The 16,502-nt window shown below is 63.0% G+C and carries 12 protein-coding genes and 1 pseudogene; 5 read left to right on the top strand and 8 right to left on the bottom strand.

All coding sequences use genetic code 11. The features are described 5' to 3' along the window. The first annotated feature begins 4 nt into the window (after positions 1-4). The gene (locus ACK59Z_RS10020; RefSeq protein WP_108190386.1) at positions 5-1,015 is read left to right on the top strand and encodes an alcohol dehydrogenase catalytic domain-containing protein; all 1,011 of its coding nucleotides are present in this window, start codon (positions 5-7) and stop codon (positions 1,013-1,015) included. 59 nt (positions 1,016-1,074) lie between these two features. On the opposite strand, the gene ACK59Z_RS10025 is transcribed toward ACK59Z_RS10020, so the two are convergent. Both ACK59Z_RS10025 and ACK59Z_RS10030 read right to left on the bottom strand, forming a co-directional pair. Continuing rightward, positions 1,075-2,349 carry a carbohydrate porin gene (locus ACK59Z_RS10025; RefSeq protein WP_108190387.1) on the bottom strand — a complete coding sequence of 425 codons (1,275 nt, stop codon included), beginning with the start codon at positions 2,347-2,349 and terminating at the stop codon, positions 1,075-1,077. 194 nt (positions 2,350-2,543) lie between these two features. Further along, complete coding sequence (locus ACK59Z_RS10030) at positions 2,544-4,283, bottom strand: sigma 54-interacting transcriptional regulator (RefSeq protein WP_409292924.1); 1,740 nt, start codon at positions 4,281-4,283, stop codon at positions 2,544-2,546. 251 nt (positions 4,284-4,534) lie between these two features. Between ACK59Z_RS10030 and ACK59Z_RS10035 the strand changes: the two genes are divergently transcribed. After that, positions 4,535-5,788 (top strand): MFS transporter, encoded by a 1,254-nt coding sequence (locus tag ACK59Z_RS10035; protein ID WP_108190388.1) that lies wholly within the window; start codon positions 4,535-4,537, stop codon positions 5,786-5,788. Positions 5,789-5,840: 52 nt separating this feature from the next. On the opposite strand, the gene ACK59Z_RS10040 is transcribed toward ACK59Z_RS10035, so the two are convergent. From ACK59Z_RS10040 to ACK59Z_RS10065, 6 genes and pseudogenes are all read right to left on the bottom strand, one after another. Then, positions 5,841-7,133, bottom strand: coding sequence for an NAD(P)/FAD-dependent oxidoreductase (locus tag ACK59Z_RS10040; protein ID WP_108190389.1), 1,293 nt, complete (start codon positions 7,131-7,133; stop codon positions 5,841-5,843). Continuing rightward, positions 7,126-7,803, bottom strand: a complete 678-nt coding sequence (locus ACK59Z_RS10045; RefSeq protein ID WP_108190390.1) for a S8 family serine peptidase — start codon at positions 7,801-7,803, stop codon at positions 7,126-7,128. Before ACK59Z_RS10045 ends, ACK59Z_RS10040 begins: the two co-directional genes overlap by 8 nt. Continuing rightward, positions 7,793-9,526 (bottom strand): ABC transporter ATP-binding protein, encoded by a 1,734-nt coding sequence (locus tag ACK59Z_RS10050; RefSeq protein WP_409292927.1) that lies wholly within the window; start codon positions 9,524-9,526, stop codon positions 7,793-7,795. Before ACK59Z_RS10050 ends, ACK59Z_RS10045 begins: the two co-directional genes overlap by 11 nt. A 1-nt stretch (position 9,527) precedes the next feature. Further along, a complete protein-coding gene (locus ACK59Z_RS10055) occupies positions 9,528-11,438 on the bottom strand; it encodes a sigma-54-dependent Fis family transcriptional regulator (RefSeq protein WP_014859944.1) in 1,911 nt (636 codons plus the stop codon). A gap of 342 nt (positions 11,439-11,780) precedes the next feature. Continuing rightward, complete coding sequence (locus tag ACK59Z_RS10060; RefSeq protein WP_029380666.1) at positions 11,781-12,017, bottom strand: hypothetical protein; 237 nt, start codon at positions 12,015-12,017, stop codon at positions 11,781-11,783. A gap of 342 nt (positions 12,018-12,359) precedes the next feature. Then, positions 12,360-12,750, bottom strand: a pseudogene (locus ACK59Z_RS10065) (CsgG/HfaB family protein); the annotation flags it as partial. A 221-nt stretch (positions 12,751-12,971) separates the two neighbouring features. Here ACK59Z_RS10065 and ACK59Z_RS10070 point away from each other — a divergent pair. From ACK59Z_RS10070 to ACK59Z_RS10080, 3 genes are read left to right on the top strand one after another with little or no spacing between them, the layout of a single operon-like run. Continuing rightward, positions 12,972-15,074: a type VI secretion system Vgr family protein gene (locus tag ACK59Z_RS10070; RefSeq protein ID WP_108190393.1), complete on the top strand. Its 2,103-nt coding sequence runs from the start codon at positions 12,972-12,974 to the stop codon at positions 15,072-15,074. Next, positions 15,071-15,646 (top strand): DUF4123 domain-containing protein, encoded by a 576-nt coding sequence (locus ACK59Z_RS10075; RefSeq protein WP_003247981.1) that lies wholly within the window; start codon positions 15,071-15,073, stop codon positions 15,644-15,646. The genes ACK59Z_RS10070 and ACK59Z_RS10075 overlap by 4 nt, the downstream gene beginning before the upstream one ends. After that, positions 15,643-16,485, top strand: a complete 843-nt coding sequence (locus ACK59Z_RS10080) for a hypothetical protein (RefSeq protein ID WP_108190394.1) — start codon at positions 15,643-15,645, stop codon at positions 16,483-16,485. Before ACK59Z_RS10075 ends, ACK59Z_RS10080 begins: the two co-directional genes overlap by 4 nt. The last annotated feature ends 17 nt before the right edge of the window (positions 16,486-16,502 follow it).

Consider the following 16,502-nt stretch of genomic DNA (forward strand, 5'->3'; position numbering starts at 1 on the left):
GATGATGCAAGCAATTCTGTTCAAGGGCCTGAACCAGCCCTTGCAATTGGGCACGGTTGCGATGCCTGTGCCCGCTGCCGACGAAGTTCTGATAGAGGTGTGTCGCTGCGGCATCTGCGGCAGTGACCTGCACATGACCCAGGACCCGGCTTTCAATATTGCCCCAGGCAGCGTGCTGGGCCATGAGTACAGCGGCCGTGTGGTTGAATGTGGCAAGCAGGTAAACAACCTGAAGGTCGGCGATGCCGTGGCCGTGGCACCTTTGCGCGGTTGTGGGCAGTGCGCCAGTTGCCTGCGCGGTGAGCCTGCCTGGTGCCCCGCGTTCAGCTTGCAGGGTGGTGGTTTTGCGCAGTGGGCGACTGCCAAGGGCCACCAGTGCCGGGTTATTCCGAGCAGTGTCGGGCTCAAGGACAGCGCCCTCGCCGAGCCCCTTGCCGTGGCTTTGCACGGGGTGATGCGGGCAGGGCTCAAGCCTGGCGCGAAGGTACTGATTCTGGGCGCAGGGGCTATCGGCCTGGCAGTGGCCTACTGGGCCAGGCGCCTGGGTGCAGCCACCGTCGCCATCACCGACTTGGGCGATTGGCAGCGCGAGCGCGCCTTGCATCTTGGGGCGACGCACTTTCTGGTAGGCGACGGCGCACTGCCGGCGTGTATTGCTCAAAACCTGGGCAGCGCGGCCGACATCGTTTTCGAGTGCGTCGGCCGCCCAGGCCTGATTGCACAGGCTATCGACCATGTGCGCCCACGGGGCACGGTTGTGGTGCTTGGGCTGTGCACGGTCGCGGACAGGTTCATGCCGTTCCAGGCAGTGTCCAAGGAGGTGAACCTGGTCATGTCGGCGTTTTTCAACATGGACGAGTTCTGCGCCGCTGTAGATGTGCTGGACGGCCCGGATGCCACCCCACTGACGATGGTCAGCGAAACGGTGGCGCTGGCCGAAATGCCCCTGGCATTCGAAGCCCTGCGCCAACGCCAGCATCAATGCAAGGTCATGGTTGCCCCCCAGCAGGCCTGATCCCTTCAGCCATCACCGGTAAAAACCTCCCGCTTCGGCGGGAGGTTTGCGTTCAGGGCCTACAAACCGAACGCGGAACCGAGGTTGTACATGACCTCCAGGGCTATTACCGCACCGTCGCCACTCACTGGCGCGCTGGGGTTGTAGAAGTTGTCCGGGTTGAAGATGTACTGCACGCTGGGCTCCAGTGCGAGGTTGCGGGTGACTTGCCAGTGCGTGTTCAGCTCGATGCGTGATACACCTCGACGCGTACGCTCATCGCGGCCGGTGGCAAGCAGCCGCGCGTGCTCTTGCCAGGCTGCCTGGCGCGCACCCAGGCGCAGGTAGCTGGCCTTGAGGTTGAGCGTATCCTGCGGCCGACCGAACGGGCCAAGGCGGGTCACACCAACTTCGGCGAAATGGGAAAAAGGCTGCATGTCATCGGCGCTCCAGGACCAGGCGCCAAACACCTGCCAACCCCGCTCGGGCACGGCGGCCTCGCCTTCTCTGGCCAATGTCTGGCGGAACTTGAACAGCAGCCCATCGCTCCCCCTGCGCAAGCGGCCGTCCATGGGGTCGATCTGTTCGCCGGTGTTATGAAAACCGTTCAGTTCGTAATGGTACGCATAAGGGTCCTGGGTAAAATCCGCTTTCGCCCCTACCCCGGCCAGCCAGGTGACACCGCTGGCGTCACCCGGGTCCCAGTCAAACCCCTTGGTACGTTTGAAGTAGTGCTGGGGGTTGGATTCGAACACCCCGCTGTGCAGGTAGTAACCTGAATCGAAACGGTATCGGGTGTAGCCACCCCAACTGCCGTAGGGGTACGGCAGGATACCGGTGGAGTTATCGATGACCGGGTCGTTGCAGGTGATCACGTTTTCACAGTTGGCCATGTAGAAGTGCTGACGGGCATTGCTGCGGCCCACTGCCAGTTCCAGGCGGTCCTGCAACAGGCGCTGGTTCCAGGTAAAGCGAGCCAGGTAGCCGGTATCGATGTCGTTGTGCATCGGTGCCCCGGCAAAGAAACTCCCGGCCTTGCCCTGCCAACTGTCCTGGGCGGGCTGCCCCTCGCCACGCATGAACGGGAAGAACACGTACTGCAGGCTGAACGATGCCCCGGCGATGTTGGCCAATGCATCAAGGTCGCCCTCGACTCCGGCAAACACGTTGCCGCTGTTGGCATAGTGGTAAGGGTCAGGGCCGGTATCCAGGTTTTTCACCGACAGGTTCCACACTTGCAGGTCCAGCTTGATCGCCTCCTGTGCGTGGGCAGCACACGCAAAGGCGGTCAATGCAATGGACAAGGCGGTAACGCGAACGCCAGGCACCCAGGTGCCGCTCGGTTGAGCATTCATGATGCACTCTCTGTTTTTGTTGTTATGAAGTGCGACCTGAAACTACCGCTTCAGGAAGTCGCGCCTGGTGCATCGCAAGGGCTGTGCCAGCCCCCTGGACGCGGCGAAACTCCCTGTGCCATGGGGTTTGTGCAACGGTACCCGTTACCTGGCTTGATCAAATTGATCCGCTTTGATCAAGCTCGATGATCAACTCAGCCCTGCCCGTGCGCTTTCAGGCGGTAGGCCAGTTGCGGGCGGCTGATGCCCAGTTGCCGTGCGGCGGCGGACAGATTGCCATTACAGGCCTGCAACACCAGCCGATATTGCTCCAGTTGCTGGTTGTGAATGGCGTGCTTGAGTTCGGCCATGGGCGTGCCCTGCGGGTCCGGCTCGCTGGCCGCTTTGCACAGGCTGCCGTCACCGCCCACGCCCAACCCGGCGCGGGGCGCCTGCTCACCGCAGGGGAACAGGTGCTGGGTACGAATCGATGCTTGCCCGGGTGCCGCAATCACACCTCTCTCCACCAGATTTTGCAGCTCTCGCACGTTGCCGGGGTAGCTGTAGTTGAGCAGCGCTTCCACGGCCCGGGCACTGAACCCGGTAACCTGCTTACCGTGCAGTTGGGTGAAGTGTTTGAAGAAGTGCTCCATCAGCAGCGGGATGTCATCCCGGCGCTCGCGCAGCGGTGGCAGGTGGATGGGGAACACGTTCAGCCTGAAGAACAGGTCTTCGCGGAAGGTGCCACGGGCAATCGCCTCGCGCAGGTTGGCGTTGGTGGCAGCAATCACCCGCAGGTCGACCTTGATCGGCTTGTTGCCCCCCACCCGCTCGATTTCCCCCTCTTGCAAGGCGCGCAGCAGCTTGGTTTGGGCGCTCATGCTCAACGCCTGGATTTCATCCAGGAACAGCGTGCCGCCAGAGGCGCGCTCGAAGCGACCGGCACGCGCCTGCGTTGCACCGGTATAGGCCCCTTTTTCGGCACCGAACAGCTCGGCTTCCAGCAGGCTTTCCGGCAAAGCCGCACAGTTGACGGCCACCAACGGCTGTTGCGCGCGCGGGCTGAGCCGATGCAGCGCCTTGGCGAACACTTCTTTGCCCACCCCCGATTCACCGCTGAACAGCACCGTGGCACGGGTGGGTGCCACTTGCGCAATTTGATGACGGGCAACGCTGAACGCAGCAGAAATACCGACCATATCGTCCTGCAGCGGCAAGCTGCTGGCCGTGCAGGCAGGCTGTACCGCTTCGCCCTCGGGTGGCGACCAGATCGAGTTCATCTGAATGAAGTGCGAAGGGTCCCAGTAGCGCTGCTCGGCGCCGAGTTCATGATTGGGCAAGCGATCTGCCGTATCGCCGACAATCCGGCAGCAGCGGCCGCCTGCGGCCACGCATTCGACCTCACGGTACACCACCAGCTTGCCGATAAAGGCGCTGGCATAACCGGCGGCGTAGCCGAGGGTCATCCAGCACGCAGCCTCGTCGCCAACCCCGTAGTGGGCTATGTGCTCATGAGCTTCACGCGAGTCGTGCCACAGGTATTCCCCGTGGAAGTGGCCGCGTTCGATGTCCAGGTCAAGGTCGACCGTTTCCACCCGCACCACACCCTGCAACGCATGCAGCCGGCCGCCGGCAATGAACGAGCTGCGCTCGTCCGATGCCGGCCAGCGCTTGCGTACCAGCGCGGCATCCTGGCTACCCGCCGAATAACCGATGCGCATCAGGATGCGCCGCGCGCCTTCGCGCCCGACGCTTTCGATCAACTCGCGGCGCAATGCACCCAGCGCGCTGGAATGCAGCATGACCATGCTCTGGTCGTCCAGCCAGATACGCGCATCCTCATCTGAAAACCGCAGGTAGCGACGCAGGTCGGCCGGGGTCGGGCTGCTGGTTTCATAGGCCTGAGGGGAACGCGACACAGCTTCGCGGGGTGCCGCGATGGATGAACGACTCATACCTTCTCCTATTGTTCTTGTTCTGCGCACAAGCGGTGTCACGCGATGGCCAGGCCGATATTTGATCATCAACTTTTGCCAGCTTGATCAACAAAGATCAAGGCTTGCGCCGCTCCAGCCCCGGCTCAAGGCCTTGTATGCAAGGGCCTGGGGCTGGCCTGCGCAATTGGCCTAGCGTTTGCTATCACCTGCTGGCGGACGCCTTTGAACGTCGCGTATTCCAATAACAATAATCATGCAGGAGATACACCATGCGCCGCTGGTTCTCTTCCTACGAAAACCGCTTGCTGTTCGTGCTCAGCCTCAGTTTCGGTTTTGTTTTCTTCGACCGTAATGCAATGAGTTTCCTGGCGCCCTTCGTGGCCGCCGACCTGTCCTTGAGCAACACCCAGATCGGCTTGCTGGTATCGGCCTTGTCATTGACCTGGGCACTGTCCGGGTACCTGCTTGGCGCCCGTTCCGACCGCAGCGGGCGCCGCAAGCCTTACCTGTTGGTGGCCGTGATCGTGTTTTCGGTGTGCTCGTTCTTCTCCGGGCTGGCCAGCACCTTCTTCATGCTGCTGGCTGCCCGCCTGCTGATGGGGGTGGCCGAAGGCCCGATACTGCCTATCTCGCAAACCCTGATGGCGATGAACTCCACGGCAAGCCGCCGCGGCCACAACATGGGCATCATGCAGAACTTTGGCAGCAACCTGCTGGGCTCATGCATCGCGCCCCTGCTCCTGGTGGCCCTGGCCAGCCACTACCACTGGCGCCTTGCATTCATCGTCGCGGGCATCCCCGGGTTGATTGCCGCGTGCATGATCTGGAAGTACGTACGCGAGCCCAGGGAGGTAGTCATTGCCCAGCCGACGACACCGTCCGCCTCGCAGCCCGTCGCAGCAGGTTCGCTGTTAGAACTGCTGCGTTATCGCAACGTCTGGTTGAGCATGCTCATCGCCTGTTTCTACGTGGCGTGGATGGTGCTGGGGTGGGCGTTCATGCCGGTGTACTACATGAACGAGCGGCAGTTCGGCTCTACCGAAATGGGTATCTTGATGAGCGTGCTGGGTGCCAGTGCCACGCTCTGCAGCTTCATCGTGCCTGCGCTTTCCGACCGCCTGGGCCGGCGCATGGTAGTGGTGGTGTTCTCCCTGATCGGGGCGCTCACGCCGCTGGCAGCGCTGTATTTTCAAGGGCCGTTCTGGATGCTTTGCGCGGTGTTGTTCATCACCTGGTCGGCCAGCGGAGTGGCGCCGATCTTCATGGCCACCATTCCATCAGAAACCGTACCGGTTCATCGCATTGCCGCCTGCGTCGGGCTGGTGATGGGCATGGGTGAAGTGGTCGGCGGCGTGCTCAGCCCGGTGCTGGGCGGCTGGCTGGCGGACATTCATGGTCTTGGCGCACCGTTGCTGCTACAAGCAGGGTGCGCAATCGTTGTTGGAGTGCTGGGGTTGGGGCTGATTGAAACTGCCCCCCTGCGCGCAGTCGGGCGCAGCAACCTGACGGCGGTAAGCGAGTAGCGGTCCAGAGGCTCCGAACCGGGATCCTGGGGACGCCATGCAGCCCCGGGGTTCAGGTATAGCCCTGTTCTGTGAGCCAACGTCGCACCATTTTCTGATGCTCAACCTGCTGTCCCTCAAGCACAGCACTGAGCGCCAGGCCAGCCTGAAGCCCGCGAACTATCGGTGCCAGTTCTACACCTTGCAAATGCCAAACCCCCAGCGGCTGGTCCGCCGTCACCACGACCTCGGCTTCATCCACCAGCCCATCACGCAGTACAGGCCGCCGCTCAACCCGCACCGCTTGCCAATCAGCCGCCTGATGCAGGGGCTGCGCATCCGGCCAACCCTGGCGCCGGGCCCAGAACGGTTGCCCCACCCGGCTTTGTTCCTGGGCATAGAAGTCCCGGCCAATGCGGGCAAAACGCAAGAACAGCTGCTCGACCCGCTGCTGGTGAAACTGCCGCGCCAACTCGGCCCGCTCAGGCCTGCGCAGCAACGTATTGATCACCACCGGCGCCTGCAATGCCGAAGAGAGCGACTGAAAAATCCCGTTGCCCGACAGCGGGTCAACGGCCATGGCGGCATCCCCCACCCGGATCCAGTCCTGCCCGACACATTCACCCGCCAGAATGGCGGTACTGCTGCGTGCATGCACCTGTGCCGGTATCAATGCCTGATCGTCGAACAGTTCAGCGACCAACGCGCTGCGGCCCCGCAACGCCACGCAGTACGCTGCCAGCCCAGCCTTTCCCGGCAGCCCGGCAGCGTCCTGGGTGACTTGCCAGTAACAGCGGCCATCCTCCAGCCGTGCCATCCACGCCCAGCCATCCTCCAGGCTCTCCACCGCCGACGCAGGCGCTCCGGGGCTACCCTGCCAGACATTGAGCAAGCTGACCGTTTCCGGCCCACGCAGGCGGTCTGCGGCCAGGGGTGCCTGACGGCCTCGGGCCTCGACCAGGAAATCAGCAGTCAGCACCTGCCCATCGTCCAGGCGCACATGATGACCGCCCCCCTGCACGACCTCACGCACCCGCCCCTCGACCACACTCACGCCTGCGCGCTGAAGGTCTTCGCGCAGCGCCTGGTCAAAGCGTTGCCGGTCGAGCAAAAACTCCTGGTTCATGTGCAGGTGCTGGCCGTTCCAGAGCACCTGGCGAGTGGCCGGCATGGCCGCCTGGCTCAAGGCCCCGCCAAGGCCTGCGTGACGCAAGCCCTCCAGCACCCGCTGCGAAACGCCTTCAACTGCCGCGAAACGGCGCCATTGCGACACCACCGTCACGGTGTAACCCAACCGCCGCAAGCCAATGGCCGTGGCGGCACCCGCAGGGCCGGCGCCCAGCACCACAATGCGCAACTCAGCCATGGCGGCCACCTCGCCGCTCGGGCCCTTTGAAGGCCGCATGTTCACGCAACCAGTCATGCACTTGCTGGCGGTCCATTCCCTGGGCATCACGCAGCAAGGCGGCAATCTTCCCGCTCAACGCCGCACAACCCAGGCTCGCACCCGCCCGCTCACTCGCACCCACGTACGCGCCAAAATCCGCCTGTCGAGTACCCAGCCACGACCACTGGCCCGGTGCACAGCGGGCATCGCCAGTGACCCGAATGACACCCGGGTAGCTGGCCGGGAACACCGGCCCACCCTGTGCCGGGCTGGATGCACACAACAGCACGCCAGCCGCCAGCGCCTCGGCACAAGCCTGATGCAGCACGGGCCGGTCCTGCTGCAAGCCCAGGCTGAGGTTGATCAGCGTGGCCCCCGACTCCACCAGCCACAGCAATGCGGCAGCCACCTGCAACGCACTGGTGCTGGCCTGGGCACTGAACACCTGAGCCACCAGCACCGACACAGGACCGGCCTGGTGTTGCAAGCTGGCGAGCACCGCACTGCCGTGCCCAAGCTGGTCGGGGAGCATTTCACCTTCGCGCAACTGGCTGTCTTCCAGCCAGAAACGGCGGGCGTCCCGCAAGCCGTTGGCTTGCTCCGGCGAGCAGCCGCTGTCGATGATGCCAACGCGCACGTCAGTGCCCATGCTTGATCACCTCCTGCGCCAGCACCTGCAACTGGCCGTCATGCAGTTGCAGGTGCAGGTCGGCATCGGCCAGGGTCGAAGCCCGGTGGCTGATCAGAATGCGCGTGCGGCCGGCGAACAGCTGGTCGATGGCCGCGATCACTTCACGTTCGGTGGCCTCATCCACCGCCGAAGTGGCCTCGTCCAGCACCAGGATCGCCGGGGCCTGCAACACTGCACGAGCAATGGCGATGCGTTGTTTCTGCCCCCCGGACAACTGCTGGCCGCGCTCGCCCAGCAAGCCATCCAGGCCCAGCGGCAGGCTGTCGACCAGGCTGTCCAGCCGCGCCAGGCGCACCACCCGTTCCAGTTCATCACGGCTGGCCTCGGGCACACCATAAGCCAGGTTCTGCGCCAGGGTGCCACGGAACAGCACGATGTCCTGGCTGACCACGGCGATTCGCCTGCGCAGCGCAGCCAGGTCCAGGTCGCGCAGGTCGGTGCCGTCCAGCAGGATGCGCCCGGCGTCCGGGTCGTAGAAGCGCTGCAGCAGGTCGATCAGGGTTGACTTGCCCACGCCGGAGGCACCGCTGATGGCGACTTTCAGGCCACCCGGGATGCTCACCTGCACGTTGTTCAGTACCGCACCCTGGCGCCCCTCATGGGCAAAGCTCAGCGCCTCCAGGCGTAACTCGCCTGGGCCGTCAGGCATGGGCTGCGGATTGACTGCCTGATGCACGGTTACCGCTTCGCGCTTGAGCTCCATGACCCGCCCCAGGCTCACGGCCATGCGCTGCACCGCCACATACAGGCCCAGCAGGCTCTGCACCGGCCCCACGGCCATGCCCATGTAAGTAGAAAAGGCGATCAACGCGCCCAACTGCCAGGTACCCTGGATCACCCACCAGCCACCGACCAGGAACGCACAGGCGCGGCACCACGAGGTGAGCGTGCCGGGGATGGCCTGGGTGAAGAATTCGGTCACCTGCACCTTTAGCAGCTGGCGCATGTAACCTTGCCCAAGCTGGTCCAGGCGCCCTGCTTCCCGGCCTTGCTGGCCGGCCGCCTGGATGAACTTCATCGCCGGCAGGGTCTCGACCAGAAAAGACGACACATCCGCCGAGCGCTCACGCAGGTTGCGCACTTCGCGTTCCACCTTGCGCCGCATCCAGCGCAGCCACAGCACCTCGATCGGCACCAGCAGCGCCAACAACAGGGACAACTGCCACGACAGCATCAGCATCAACGCCACCGCGCCCACCAGGCCGATCACCGCCGACACCGCCGAGAACAGCGAGTCCACGGCAAAGCGCTGGATCTCGGCCACATCGCCATCCAGCCGCGAAAGGATGTCGCCGATACGCCGCCGCCCGTAGAAGGTCGGCGACAACTGCTGCAGATGGCGGTAAAGGTCGTCGCGCAAGGCGAACAGGATGCGCCCCGACAGGCGCGTGTGCAGGTAGCGGTTGACCCCAGCCAGCACCGTGCCCAGCAGGCCCGCGCCGATCATGATTGCCGCCATGTGCCAGAGGGTCTGGTAGTCCTTGGCCAACAGCCCTTCGTCGATCAGGGTTTTGACCAGCCAGGGTTGCGCCAGCGCCAGCAGCGATGCACCCAGCGACAAGCCGAGCAACAGGCCGATGGCACGCCGGTGTGGGCGCACGAAACCATACAGCCAGGCCAACGCCTGGCGCATGAGTACAGGGTCGCTGGAATCCACCAGCCTTGCGAACAGGCCGCCCACGTCAGCCGCGCAACTGCTTGAGCTTGCGGTACAGCGTCGCCCGGCTGATACCCAGTGCCTCGGCGGCGGCCGAGACGTTGCCCTGGTGGCGCGCCAGAGCACCGCGGATCTGTTCCAGTTCACTGTCCTTGAGGCTGCCGGAGGGCGCTGCGCTGCTGGCCAGTTCGTCCAGCAGGCAGTCGGTAAGGTGATCGAGTGTCAGCACCTGCTCGCCATCCTCGCGCATGGCCAGGGCGGTGCGCACCACCATTTCCAGCTGGCGGATGTTGCCAGGCCAGTCGAAGCCTTCGAGCAACGCGGTCAACGCCGGGTCGAGGGTTACGCCACGCGCATCAGCCTTGTCCAGCAGGCCCTGGATGATCGCCGCCAGGTCATCACGTTCGCGCAGGGCCGGCAGGCGCAGCGACACGCCGTTGACCCGGTAGAACAGGTCTTCACGGAAGTGTTGTTCCTGCACCAGGCGCTTGAGGTCGCGGTGGGTGGCGCAGATCAGCGCCACGTCGATGTCCTGCTCGTCGCCCGCCCCCAAGGGTGCTACGCGGCGCTCCTGCAGCACCCGCAGCAGGCGTGCTTGCAGGGCCAGCGGCATGTCGCCGATTTCGTCGAGGAACAGCGTGCCGCCATGGGCCTGCATCAGCCGCCCGACCATGCCACCCCGGCGCGAACCGGTGAAGGCGCCCTCGCGATAGCCGAACAGCTCGGACTCGATGAGCCCTTCGGGAATGGCCGCGCAGTTGACTGCCACAAACGGTTTGTCGGCACGCGGGCTGGCCTGGTGCAAGGCCCGAGCGACCACTTCCTTGCCGGTACCGGTTTCGCCCAGCAGCAACACTGGCAAACCATTGCCAAGCCCCTGGCGAGCCATGCGCAGGTTGCGCGCCAGGCGTTGATCACCTCCGGCCAGAGCATCGAGTGCAGGCGACTGTTTGCTCAAGGCCGGCTTGCCAGGTGGTGTGCTGGGGCTGACCCGGCCATGGCGCGGCAGCTGTAGGGCACGGAAATAGAACTCGCCCTTGGCGGTCTGCACGCTGCTCACCCCGCCCTGCCACAGGCGAGCGATAAAGGCCGGGGAACGTTCGCCCAGCAGGTCGGTGCTACGCCGCCCAATCAGTTCGTGACGCGGCACCTGCAACAGCTGGCAGGCACTGTCGTTGGCAGCCAGCACTTCGCCGTCCAGGCTCAGGGCCAACAGGCCGTGCCAGGCACTGTTGAGGTACTGCGGGCGGCTGTGGAAGGCCAGCACCAACTGGTCCGGGTGGCACAGGCCAAACAGGCGGCTTTCAATGTTGCCGGCAGCCAGCATCAGGGTCGACAGGCTGTCCTGCGGTTGCGCCATCACCCCTTCGCGGGTGATGTCGAGCACACCGATCACCTCGCCGCGCGGGTCGCGCAGTGGCACGGAAGTACAGGAGAACGGGCTGAGGCGGTCAAGGTAATGTTCGCCGCAGTTGATCAGCGTCGGCCGGCCTTCGACCACAGCGGTGCCGATGGCATTGGTGCCGCGCAGCGATTCGCTCCAGCAACTGCCCGGGTGCAGATCGCGCAGGCCTTCGCGTTGCAGCACGTGCTTCTGGCCTTCGATGGCCAGCACGTTGGCCTGGGCATCGCCGAGGATGACGATGCCAGCCTTGCCCTGGCGCGCGACCAGGTAGTCGAGTTCGGGGGTAACGGCATCGATCAGCAGGCGGTTGCGCTCCAGCAGCAGGCGCAGGTCATGGCCCTGTTCCAGGCCCAGGCCGACCTGCTCGCCTTGCAGGCAGTCCAGGCCGTGGCCCAGGCTGCGGCGCCAGGAGGCGTCGATCTCGTCGCGCAGCATGCCCAGCGGTAGTTCGCCTTCGCTGGCCAGCTTCAGGCGGGCCTCGCGGGATTCGTGCAGCGGGTCGTGGGCGTTTGTTATAAGTTGTCGCGCCATTTTCTACTCCGGCTGTGCCCCGCAATGTGACGGGGTACGGGCTTGGGAATTTTCCGCAGTGTGCGGGAGAAATGGCTGGCCGTCATCTGGTAGTGGATGGATTGGGGTGTAGCTGGCCAGATTACTTGAAGCTGGCGCAATCCCTGTGGGCGCTGGCTTGCCGACGATCACCGGCGTTGCCGGTGCGATACACCGCGTCGCCTGCTTCGCGGGCTTGCCCGCTCCCACAGGGTGGCACCAAGCCTGAGGACTGCGCTGTACCTGTGGGAGCGGGCGAGCCCGCGAAGAGGCCCTCGAGGTCAATCAGGGATATCGATCGCTATCACCAATACCCAAGCCCCGTCAGGCACTCGACGCCGCCTTCCGCCCAGCCAGCTGCTGCCTCTCAACCCCATCCAGCAACGCCTCCACCACCGCCTTGGCCGAATCCAACCCATGGTCATTGCTCAACAGCAGATCACGGCAGGTGCCCTTGGCCAGTTCCAGCGCCTTGAGGTTGGTCGCAAACGCCCCTTTCAGCAGCGTGGACAGGTGCACCAGCGCATCTTCGTAATCCACGCCGGAACGAACGGCGAACAACGGTGGATGGCTGCATTCGCAGGTGGAGAAACTGGAGGCCGCCGTGGTGGCGCGTACAGGAGGATCAGGTAAGCCTTTTGTCATTGTGTCGCTCCTTGATTCACTGGAGTCGCCACACAACGTGACCAAACGAATGGGTGGCGACTGTACGCGGGTTGGTCAACCGGGAATCAAGGAAACCGGCGCGCACGGAGGCGCCCCACGCACAGCCGCCATAAAACGAAACAGCCGGGCACAAAAAAGCGCCAACTGTATCGCAGAGCGGGCGCTTGTGCGCCTTGATGATTGCGGGTGACCAAACCCGACTGCTGGATTGACAGCAGCGGGAAAAGACTACCGAGGTCAGGGAAGGGTTTCAAGCTGAGGGCATGCGCAGTAACACTTCTGTTGCCTGATCGCACTCCTGGCGGGCTGCCACAACCGCCGCTCGATCCCCTGCGCCACCAAGTGCCCCACCGCCGCTTCAATCGCCGACAGCACGCACAGCTGCGCCGGTTCATTGGTGGGATACCCCACCTCGGCTTCCAGCAGTTTCTTGAACTCGATGAACTTGAACACGCAGGCACTGCGCCCTACCGCGTCGATGGTCTTGCTGGTCATCACGTTGGCCAGCACCTGCCGTGCACACGTCCACAGCGCGCAGGTTGACGGTGACCTGGTCCACCCGGTACTCGCCGGAGATGTCGATCCCCAGGTAGCAGGCACCTTCGCCACCGCTGCGCACGTTGGTGTCGGTTGGGCCTCATCTGGTTGATGGAGCCCGTTAGGGTTGAGCAAGGAAGATAAACACTGAGTTACAAATATCAGAAGCTTCCTACTTGGCGCCAAATCATCAACACCCCGTTTATTTCCATCCCTCCACGGCGCTCGTACCCTTCCAGTACACCCTCACCCTGAACGCTACTCCACGTTGCAGCGCCCACAGGGCTGTGCCCCGCGCATCAAGGACATGCCATGTACCGACAATCCGATCTGCGCTTCAGCTTCCAGCCCTTGGCCGGTGATCATGAATTCGAGGTAGTTTCATTCGAACTTGACGAAGCCATCAGCGCACCCTTCCAGCTGAGGCTGGAATTGATCAGTCACGAGGATGACGCCGACTTCGGTAATTTGCTCGATAAACCGGCGCTGTTCACTATTTGGAAAGGGCAGCGCCCACTGCGCTTCGTGCACGGTCTGATCAGCACGTTCAGCCAGGGCGAAACCGGCTTTTACCGCACTCGTTACCACGCCTTGGTCGAGCCGACGCTGGCCCGGGCCGAGTTGCGTTCAAACTGGCGCATCTTCCAGCAAAAAACCGTACCGCAAATCCTTGAACTGATGCTGCAGCGTCAAGGCATCAGCCGTTATGAAATCAGGAGCATCGGTGAGCACCAGGTACGCGAGTTCTGTGTGCAGGCCGGTGAAACCGACCTCCATTTCATCGCCCGCCTGGCGGGCGAAGAGGGTTTCGTCTATTGCTTCGAGCACACGCCGAAACACCATCAACTGGTCATCACCGACCGGCTACTGACGCTGGGACAGATCAGCCGATGGGCAACAACTGCCGATGAAGACAATGAAGGCTTTTTCGAACAGGACGAGGTCGGTCCCGACCAGGTACTGTACCGGGCCATGGGCGGTGGCGATCAGGCCAGGCCTTGCCTGAAGCGCCTGCATTACAGCGAACAGGTTCGTACTTCGCGGCAGGTGCAACGTGACTACACCTTTACTAACCCACAGTATCGGCAGGAACACCGAGCATCCGACAGTCGTATCACCCATCAGTCCCGGAACTATGAGCGTTTCGACTACCCCGGCCGTTACAAGCGTGATGCGGTTGGCGTGCCCTTCACAGCCAACCGTCTCACCGCCCTGCGTCATGATGCCTGCATTGCGGAGGTTGAAGGCGACGATGTACGGCTGCAGCCAGGCCTGAGTTTCACCCTTGTCGAACATCCCCGCAAAGATCTCAACGCACACTGGCGCGTGATGCGTGTGCACCATGAAGGCAGCCAATTCACCAGTCTGCAGGAAGAAGCAAGCGGTGCCGATCAGAGTACACGCTACACACAGGAAGCCGTGCTGGTGCCCGGCCGAATCGAATGGCGACCCGCACCGCTGGACAGGCCTCGTATCGATGGCCCACAGATGGCTACCGTTGTCGGTCCAACCGGCGAAGAGATCTATTGCGACGAATGGGGGCGGGTCAAGGTCAGCTTCCCATGGGATCGGGAAAGCAACAACAATGAGTTCAGCTCCTGCTGGGTACGCGTGTCGCAAGGCTGGGCCGGGGGCAGCTGGGGCTCGATGGCCATCCCGCGCATCGGCCAGGATGTGATCATCCAATACGTCAACGCCGACCCCGACCAACCAATGATCACCGGACGCACCTACTGCGGGGATCAACTGCCACCCTATGACCTGCCGGAACACAAGACCCGCATGACCATCAAGAGCCAGACCCACAAGGGCAATGGCTTCAACGAATTGCGATTCGAAGATGAACTGGGTCGCCAAGAAGTGTTCATGCATGCAGAAAGGGATATGAACACCAAGGTCAAGCACGACCAGACCCTCAATGTCGGTAACGACCGCACCACTGCAACAGGCCGGGACCACACCACCAGCATTGCGCGTGACGAATCAATCGAAACAGGCCGGGACCGCCGCGATCATGTTCACCAGGACCGTTTCACCAGGATCGACCGCAACGACATCCACACGGTCGGTAACTCAAGCCGCACCAAGATCACCGCCGACCACAGCCTGAACATCGGCGGCGACCAGTCTCTTGTCATCGAAGGCACGCGTGCCATTGAGGCCCGCACGGCGCAACGCCTGTTGACCCGGGCGTACATGCTTCAGGGTACGGAACGGATCCACATCCGTGGTCCGAGCGGCAAGATCATTTTCGATGCCGACGGTATCACCATCGAAGCGTCCAACATCCGCTTCAAAGGCAACGTCACCTACCAGACACCGGTACAGGCCCAACTCGATGCCATCGAAGCCGCTGTCCGCGAGGGCTCGCCGCTGATCGAAGAGTGCCCTTTTGCCGGTGAGGATGACGCATGAGCCTGCACCGCCAACTAACTGAGGGAAGCCTGTGCACGGGGACCGTGAACGCAAGCCTGTTCGTGCTTGCCGAAGCGTCGGCCAATCCGGACCTGCTGGGTAGGCTGGAGTTTCATGCCAGCCAACACCACAGCCTTTGGTATCTGGAATATGACGCCGGGTTGGAGAGGCATGCCCCAATACTCTTCCAACTGATCGCGGGCAGCGAAGTGGACGCGTGGCTAGGCGCACTGAAGGGGCGTTTCACCGGTACCGTGATCGAGGCCGCCTTGCCCCTTGAAGCGCTCGCACGGCACCTGCGCCGCTTTGGCAAAGCTCAGGCAGGACGACGTCGTTATTTTTTGAGGCTTGGTGACCCCCAATCATTAAGCCTGTACGTCGCCTCACTGACCTACCGCCCAGACATCCTGGGCCGGCTGTTCGACAACGGACGGGTACGCAGGCTCTACTTCCACGATGCGCGCACCGGGCTTGCGCTCGGCGCACAGCCGCTGTTTGAGCAAGCAGAACATGGCAGCGAACGGGAGGGCTGCCTGGCTTGGCTGCCACTGCGCCATGAGGTGTCGGGATGATTCTGCAAAGTCTGGATCTGGATGCACTACAAGGGGCGGTACTGTGGTCAACCAACCGCAGGCTGTCTGACTTCCTGCTAGAGACGTTGAATGGTTCGCTTCCGCGCTTTCATACCCGCGGCGAGGATGTTCCTCCCTTCGTAGCCAAAGCGGGGGCGCTCGTCAGCAAAAACGGTTACACCTGCGGCAAGGAGTACAGCTTGCTCGTGCTCAGCCATTTATTGTTAGGCCTGGGGTGGTGGGCCGATCCCGCGTGCGAATCGGTGTGGTCAATCAGACAAGCACCTGGCCTCACCCAGAATGAGCAACTTGACCTGCTGACCATGCAGGCGGCAAATCATCGTTCACGGTGGGAGCGTCAGCTTACCCCCATGCACGACATCACACTGGGGATGTTGCGCTGGACCGACGACGACCGCGACCAAGACCGCCGGTGGCGATCGCTGGAACAACTGATGGCCCTGCGTGGCGTACCTGAAGACGCATATCATGCGTGCTATTGCCGCTATGAGTCGGATGCCTGCAGCCGCTATGCGCTGCCCGTCATCAACCACGTGGAGCTTAACGGAAACGAAATCCGCGCCTATCGCTATTACGGCAAACGGCTACCGCAGCCCTCCGACGACCTGCACAAGCTGCCCCAATTGTCCCGCAACCGAGTGCTGCTGCATGTCCTCCTGGCCATAGCATTCGGTCGTTACTTCTTCCTCAACCCTTTGTTCACTCCCTGGGTGAAGTCGCTGGAGGCCACCGACTCGCCCAGCGAGCGATGCCACGCGTTGGCAAGTCAACTTGCAGCTCATCAACAGGCACTCAAGGAGCCGAGCCCGCATGTTTGAATCATCTGCTTTACAAG

The sequence above is a fragment of the Pseudomonas sp. KCJK9058 genome (assembly GCF_046230975.1).
Classification (GTDB): domain Bacteria; phylum Pseudomonadota; class Gammaproteobacteria; order Pseudomonadales; family Pseudomonadaceae; genus Aquipseudomonas; species Aquipseudomonas alloputida.

Excerpts from the sequence above, each read along its gene's own strand:
- ACK59Z_RS10075 (WP_003247981.1), top strand. The coding sequence starts at position 15,071 with ATGAGCCTGCACCGCCAACTAACTGAGGGAAGCCTGTGCACGGGGACC.
- ACK59Z_RS10040 (WP_108190389.1), bottom strand. The coding sequence starts at position 7,133 with ATGGCTGAGTTGCGCATTGTGGTGCTGGGCGCCGGCCCTGCGGGTGCC.
- ACK59Z_RS10055 (WP_014859944.1), bottom strand. The coding sequence starts at position 11,438 with ATGGCGCGACAACTTATAACAAACGCCCACGACCCGCTGCACGAATCC.
- ACK59Z_RS10025 (WP_108190387.1), bottom strand. The coding sequence starts at position 2,349 with ATGAATGCTCAACCGAGCGGCACCTGGGTGCCTGGCGTTCGCGTTACC.
- ACK59Z_RS10035 (WP_108190388.1), top strand. The coding sequence starts at position 4,535 with ATGCGCCGCTGGTTCTCTTCCTACGAAAACCGCTTGCTGTTCGTGCTC.
- ACK59Z_RS10080 (WP_108190394.1), top strand. The coding sequence starts at position 15,643 with ATGATTCTGCAAAGTCTGGATCTGGATGCACTACAAGGGGCGGTACTG.
- ACK59Z_RS10020 (WP_108190386.1), top strand. The coding sequence starts at position 5 with ATGCAAGCAATTCTGTTCAAGGGCCTGAACCAGCCCTTGCAATTGGGC.
- ACK59Z_RS10045 (WP_108190390.1), bottom strand. The coding sequence starts at position 7,803 with ATGGGCACTGACGTGCGCGTTGGCATCATCGACAGCGGCTGCTCGCCG.
- ACK59Z_RS10070 (WP_108190393.1), top strand. The coding sequence starts at position 12,972 with ATGTACCGACAATCCGATCTGCGCTTCAGCTTCCAGCCCTTGGCCGGT.
- ACK59Z_RS10030 (WP_409292924.1), bottom strand. The coding sequence starts at position 4,283 with ATGAGTCGTTCATCCATCGCGGCACCCCGCGAAGCTGTGTCGCGTTCC.